This is a genomic window from Aeromonas enteropelogenes, from assembly GCF_000819845.1.
GTDB classification, from domain to species: Bacteria; Pseudomonadota; Gammaproteobacteria; order Enterobacterales; family Aeromonadaceae; genus Aeromonas; species Aeromonas enteropelogenes.
This window is the reverse complement of record NZ_CDCG01000014.1, coordinates 1-6,506: the sequence shown is the minus strand read 5'-3', so window position 1 is coordinate 6,506 and position 6,506 is coordinate 1. Positions and strand designations below refer to the sequence as shown.

The 6,506-nt window shown below is 60.4% G+C and carries 4 protein-coding genes; 2 read left to right on the top strand and 2 right to left on the bottom strand.

Annotated elements, in window-relative coordinates:
• Positions 1 to 1,467: DUF342 domain-containing protein (locus BN1123_RS05580; protein ID WP_042025797.1), on the top strand; the 1,467-nt coding region annotated here is incomplete at its 5' end.
• A 109-nt stretch (positions 1,468 to 1,576) separates the two neighbouring features.
• Entirely contained in the window at positions 1,577 to 2,386 is an 810-nt protein-coding gene (gene yidA / locus BN1123_RS05575) for a sugar-phosphatase (RefSeq protein ID WP_042025796.1), read from the top strand.
• A gap of 99 nt (positions 2,387 to 2,485) precedes the next feature.
• Here the strand turns inward: yidA and BN1123_RS05570 are convergent, their stop codons facing one another.
• Positions 2,486 to 5,569, bottom strand: a complete 3,084-nt coding sequence (locus BN1123_RS05570; RefSeq protein ID WP_042025795.1) for a transglycosylase domain-containing protein — start codon at positions 5,567 to 5,569, stop codon at positions 2,486 to 2,488.
• 204 nt (positions 5,570 to 5,773) lie between these two features.
• Positions 5,774 to 6,091 carry a PTS system regulator TmaR gene (tmaR, locus tag BN1123_RS05565; RefSeq protein WP_026458211.1) on the bottom strand — a complete coding sequence of 106 codons (318 nt, stop codon included), beginning with the start codon at positions 6,089 to 6,091 and terminating at the stop codon, positions 5,774 to 5,776.
• Positions 6,092 to 6,506 lie beyond the last annotated feature (415 nt).

The following is a 6,506-nucleotide window of genomic DNA, read 5'->3' as shown; positions in this document are numbered from 1 at the left end:
GCCCCCGTCTCTACCACCCCCATCCCCATCGCCCAGCGGCACGATGCCAGGGTGACCATTCTGGTGGAGAAAGACCGGATGAGGGGCATTGCCCAGATCACCTCTGACTGGGGGGGCAAGTACCTGACGCTGGAGCAGCTGCAGGAGGCGATCGCCCAGAGCGAGATCAAGCAGGGGGTGAGCGAGCCCTTGCTCATGGAGGCCATCCAGTCCGCCAGGGAGGCCAGCCCGGGCAGCCTGCTCAAACTGGTCGTGGCCCGCGGCGAGCCCGCAGTCAACGGTCAGGACACCCGCTATGAACGGCTGGTGGAGACGCCGGCCGAACGCATCCTCAAGCCCCAGGAGCGGGAGCACGGCAAGGTTGACCTGCGGGATCTCGGCTCCATCGTCACCGTCAAGGCGGGTACCCAGCTGATGCGCCGCCACCCGGCAACCGCGGGGGTCCCAGGATTTACCGTGACCGGGCAGGAGCTGCCTGCCAAACATGGCAAGGACTCTCCCATGATGGCGGGAGAAGGCACCTTCCTCTCCCAGGAGGATCCCGATCTGCTGATCGCCAGCCGCGCCGGGCTACCCTGCCGCGAGAAGTCCGGCATGAAGGTGGATGAGGTGCTCAGCGTCAAGCAGGTGGATGCCCGCCACGGCCATATCACCTTCGAAGGGGGGCTGATCGTCAGCGGCGATATCAACCCGGGCATGAAGGTGTCCGTCAGCGGCGACATCGTCGTCGGCGGCTTTATCGAGGGGGGATTGATTGAAGCCGGTGGCAGCATCACGGTGCGCCACGGCATCATAGGGCGACGCAACGAGCAGGGGGAGTACCTCTGCCAGCTCAATGCCCAGGGAGAGATCCACGCCAGCTACGCCCAGTACACCCAGCTGGCGGCGGGCGGCAATATCCAGATCCAGAGCCAGCTCAGCCACTGTTACAGCCGTAGCGGCCAGGATATCAGGGTCGGCGACAGCGCCATGCGCAAAGGCAATCTGCTGGGGGGGCTCAGCATTGCCAATCGTCTCATCATCTCCCCCGTACTGGGCGCTTCGGCAGGCAACCAGACCCGGCTGCAGATCCTGGGGGGCTACTTCACCCACAAGGAGCAGGAGCAGCAACTCAAGCAACGCCAGCAAGCCGGGCAACAGCAGCTGGACAAGCTCAAGGAGCTGGTGATGCGACTGGTGCAACTGCCGAGCGACAAGCGCAACCCGGAAACACTGCGCAAACTCAAACCCATCCGCGACCAACTGCTGGCCGAGCAAAATCAGCTCAGCGACCAGCTGGCCGCCAATCACGAAGAGCTGCAAAAACTGATGGCCGAGATGGATATCATCGCCACCCAGCACCTCTTCCCCGGTGTCGAGGTGGAGATGGCCCACCACCACAACCGGGTCGATATCGAGCACGGCCCCATCCACTTCTGCATCCGCGAGGATCAATTGCTGATGAACCCCTACGAGGGGCGCAAGTAATCCATCCCGTGCCACAGCAGTGCCAGCCGTGATCCCGCCGCCGATTTTCGCTACACTCGCCACTTCCTTGGCCCCATAGGGCGGGCCACCCAGACTCAGGTAGTGAGAGATGTACAAGCTGATCGCATTGGATATGGATGGCACCCTGCTCAACCCGCAGGGCCAGATCACCCCCCGCACCCATGACGCCATCCGGGCCGCCCGCGCCAAGGGGGTCACTGTGGTGCTGGCCTCCGGTCGCCCGCTGGAGGGCATGAGCCACTATCTGGCGGAGCTTGGCCTCACCGGGCAGGATGATTACGTCATCTGCTACAACGGCGCCCTGGTGCAACAGGTCGCCGATCAGCGCATCATCCGCAGCCAGCTGCTGACCGGGGCCGATGCCAGTGCCATCGCCAGGTTGGCCAACGAGCTGGAAGTCAACATCCACGGTTTCTCGGTGACCCGGGGGCTCATCAGCCCCAAGGTGAGCACCTACACCGAACACGAGTCACGCCTTATCGGCATGCCCATCAATCTGCTGGATTTCGCCACCCTGCCCAGCGATGAGCAGATCATGAAGGTGATGATGATCGACGAGCCGCCCCAGCTGGCCCGCGCCATCGAGCGCCTGCCAGGCGAACTCCATGAGCGCTACACCGTAGTACAGAGCGCACCCTTCTTCCTCGAATTCATGAACAAGCAGAGCAACAAGGGAACCGGAGTCGCTGCGCTGGCCGAACATCTCGGACTGACGGCGGAGCAGGTGATCACAGTGGGGGATGCGGGCAACGATCGCCACATGATCGAATATGCCGGCCTTGGCGTGGCCATGGGCAACGCTACCGACGAGATCAAGGCGCTGGCACAACACATCACCGCGCGCAACGATGAAGATGGCGTCGCCCAAGTGATCGAGCAATTCGTCCTGAACGCCTGACATGCCTGCTTGCCTCATCGCCTGAGAGGCACAACGCAACGGGGGGAGGCCAGCTGGCCTCCCCCCGTTTGTTATGTTGCTATGCCAATCCAGTCTGACTCAGCGGTCTGCGAGGCACTGGGTGTGTGAGCCAGGCTGCAGGTAGGGCATCAGCAAGGGGGCCATCCCCTTGAGCACCTGCACCGGCAGCGCCGAGGTAAAGCGGAACTTGTCGGACTGGCTGCCCGGCACATAGGCGGTCAGGGTGCCGAAATGGTCGTCTCCCAGATAGAAGACAAAGGTGGCGGTACGGTTGCGGGCCAGCGAGCTGGTCACGTTGCCATAACGCCCCACCGTCTCGATCCGGTTGTCCCCCGTCCCTGTCTTGCCTCCCATCGGCAGCACGGTGCCATCGGGCAGGGCGAAAGCCCCGGCGATACGCCGTGCAGTGCCCCCTTCCACTACCTTCGACAACGCATTGCGCAGGGCCGCCGCCACCTCGGCAGGCAACACCCGGGTCCCCTCGCTCTGGGCCGGTGTGAACTCGGTTTCGAACGGCGTGTCCTTGGCAAACGAGAGATGCTCGATACGCAGGGTTGGTGCCCGGATGCCTCCGTTCTGGATGATCCCCATCAGCTCTGCCAGCGCGGCAGGCCTGTCCCCCGAGCTGCCCAGCGCGGTCGCAAGCGACGGCACCAGGTGATCGAAGGGATAGCCCAGTTTGGCCCAGCGTTGATGGATATCGAGGAAGGCCTCGACTTCCAGCATAGTGCGGATCCGCGTATCACGGGCGCTGCGGTGGCGAGTCTTGAACAGCCAGCTGTAGACCTCCTGACGCTCGTCGCGGCTGGCAGCTACAGCATCGGCGAAGGTCGCCTTGTCAAACTCCTTGAGGTAGGCGAGCAGCCACAGCTCCAGCGGATGAACCCTGGCGATATAGCCTTGATCCGGCAGCGAATACTTGCCCGGGCCATAGCTGACATAGAGCTGGTTGATGCGCTTGTCGCTGAGCTTCTCCCGCGGCAGTCGCTTGGCCAGGAAGGCGGCAAACGTGGCCTCGTCGGCATTGGGCAACAGGTAGCGGTGCACCGCTGCCAGTCGCACCGCACTGGGCTTCAGACCGTCGAGGAAGGTATCCAGCTGCTCATCCGGGGTCTTGCCGCGGTATTTGCGCCAGAAGCGCAGCAGATAAGTCTGCCCCTCCTTGTCGGCGAACTTGGCCAGATACTCCTGACGACGGGGATCCTTGTCATCCTTGAGCAACTGGGCGCGATTCCCCTCCTTGTAGAGGCTGTAGCGCACGATATCGCGCATCAGGCGGACAAACGGCAGGTTGATGGATTCGCGCAGTGCATCGCGGATAGGCGGGATCCGGCCGTTGTCCTCCTTGCGGAAGTTGTTGAAGGTGTGCATGCCGCCACCGGTAAAGAAACCCTCATAGGGGCTGGCGGAGTATTTGCGATCCAGCGCCGCCTCCAGCATCACCGGCAGGCTCTTGTCCTTGGCCGTCATCAGGTAGGAGATGGCCCAGCGGCTGAGATTGTCCTGGGAGGCATCAGCCAGCTTGCGCAGGCTGGCGGTGGGCATGCCGGCATAGCTGTCGTGCAGCTCGGCCACTATCTCCAGATAGGTGGTCAACACCCGCAGCTTGGCGGTAGAGCCCAGCTCCAGCTTGGACCCCTCGTTGATATCAAACGGCTGATCCGTGTTGTCGGTCTGTACCCGCACCTTGAACCCTTCCGGAGACTTCTCGAACAGAGTGAAGCTGTAGCGCACATCCCCCGTCTTCTCAGGCGACAGCAGGCGCTCGCCAAACAGCCCGACTTCGGCCGCAAATGCCGGATCGGCGAGCTGGTGCAGATAACGGGACACTTCGGTCTGCAGCGGCATGTTGAGGCTGGTATCGGCGGTCAGATCCATCCGATCCAGATCATAGAGCTGCACCCCGAGCTGACGGCTCAAGCGGGTACGGGCCACCTGCAATCCCTTGTTGTTATTGACCTTGGTGACCGCCGGTGATTGCAGGAAGTCACGGAAACTGATCTTGGCCTTGAGCGCCGCCTCCATCAGCGGCGGGGTGATCATCCCCTCCTGCACGAAGAGACGCAGGTAGCTGTCAGTGAGCTCGACGAGTGCCTCGCGCCCCTGTGCCAGATAGTAGGAAGGACGACGGTGGGCGATCATCAGCGAAACCACCTGGCGCAGGGCCAGTCCCTGATCGGCCAGGGAGGCATCCTGGTTGCGCGACGGATCCAGCAGCCGGTTGACCTCGTCGACATCGGCACCGAACCAGACCCAGAGCCCATCCCCCAGGCCATGCACCTCGCCATAGCCGGGCGCCGCCGAGAGCGGTACCGAGTTGAGGTAGGCCCAGGCAACCAGCTTGCGCGCTTCCAGAGTCTCCGGCCCCAGCCGGTAGGCCCGCACGCTGGCGGAAGCCATCTGGCGGATCTTCTCGGTAGGGGAAATAGTCAGGCCATCCGGGGAGTGGCGATACTTCTCGACCTGGGTCGCGAGCGTGCTGCCACCGGCCGACTGATCCTGCATGTCCAGCGCCTTGCCGACCTGGGAGAGCGCCGCCTTGGCAAAACGTGGCCAATCCACCGCCGGGTTGGCCAGCGGCTCCTTGGTGCTCAGCAGATCACGGTTTTCGATAAACAACAGTGACTGGATGATCAGTGGCGGGATCGAGGCAAAATCCGGGTAGTGGTGGGTCGGATACTTGAACTGATAGAAAGGCTCGGCGCGGCAATCGTGGAGCGTCAGCCCGGCCTGCACCTTTTCGGTATAGGGGACGAAGAAGCCACGGCTGGCATAGTCATACAGTGCATCGGAGAAATGCACCTGCTGACTGACCTGATAACCGCGCTGCAACAGGCGCTCCTGCATCATCGGCAGCAGCACATAACCCAGCCGCTTGTCGAATGGACCGTCGTCAGGAAAGGCAATCTGCTTGCTCGGCCCAGGCTCGACCTGATAGGTGAGGGTGGCGGCATAGCGCGAGATCTCCCGGGACTGCAGCTTCGAGGTTTTCATCTCGTAGCCGATCAGGGCTATCGCCGCACCCAGGCATGATAAAAAGAGGAAACAGAATAGCCAGCGCCACCAGGAACGACGCTTGCGCTTCGGATGCGCGTCCGAGGTCGGGATGGATGATTCTTGAGATGCCACTTGTGTCAAATCCGTCTGCTTTGATGCGCCCATATCAGCCCCACCATGGTTGCGCAATTTATTGTGTTACTCTCAAGCTTAGTCTTTTCAAGTCAATGGCTTGAAACTATTAACCGCTTTGGAATGATGGTAACAGGGCAATTCTAAAAAGGGGAGTCGATTGTTGCAGGAGTTGCAGAGATCCGAGCTGATAGCAAAACACCGGCCAATGGCCGGTGTTTTTCAATTCAATCGTGCTTACTTGTGAGAGCTCATGCTCTTGAGCTTGGTGCTCAGATCCTTGCGCTCCTTGGAAAGCTCGGCATTTTTGATGATGTGATCATCAACACGCTCTTCATAGTCGGCGCGCATGTTGGCGATGATGGCCTGTACCTCGTCGATACTCATGCCCGGCTTGATGTAATCGCTCAGGTTGTCGAGCAGCAGCACACGCTTCTGGTTGTCACGGATCTTCTTTTCGTTATCCGCAATTTCACGCTTGAGTTTGTTCTGGCGACGGGACATACGCACATATTCCAGTACATCGCTAAAGGTGGACTTGTTTACTTGTTCCATATCGATACCACTGACGTAAGGTTGATAAAAACTGGCCAAGTTACGCCTGGTTTCCGACAAGAGAGCGCGGAGCAGGCAAACTCAAGATGTCCTTACTCTACCGAGTTATAAGCGAGATACAACCCTAATCACGCGCCACGGACCTAGATCGGCCAAAAGTAAACCAGCCACAAGAGCCGCTTTCCACCCCTCCGGCATCCTTAAAAAAGATGATAAAACGAGCGACTGGAGACTATTTGAGGCCAAACTGCAGATTATACGAGCTCATCAGGAATCGTTATCTATCGTCGAACTGGCCATAAAAAGGCAAAAGAATATGCAGAAAACAAAAGACCTTCCCTATCTGGCAAGCCTTAAAACGAAAAAAAGCCCAGTCTGTCGACTGGGCTTCTTGTTAGTGGCGGAGCGGACGGGA

Excerpts from the sequence above, each read along its gene's own strand:
- yidA (WP_042025796.1), top strand. The coding sequence starts at position 1,577 with ATGTACAAGCTGATCGCATTGGATATGGATGGCACCCTGCTCAACCCG.
- BN1123_RS05570 (WP_042025795.1), bottom strand. The coding sequence starts at position 5,569 with ATGGGCGCATCAAAGCAGACGGATTTGACACAAGTGGCATCTCAAGAA.
- tmaR (WP_026458211.1), bottom strand. The coding sequence starts at position 6,091 with ATGGAACAAGTAAACAAGTCCACCTTTAGCGATGTACTGGAATATGTG.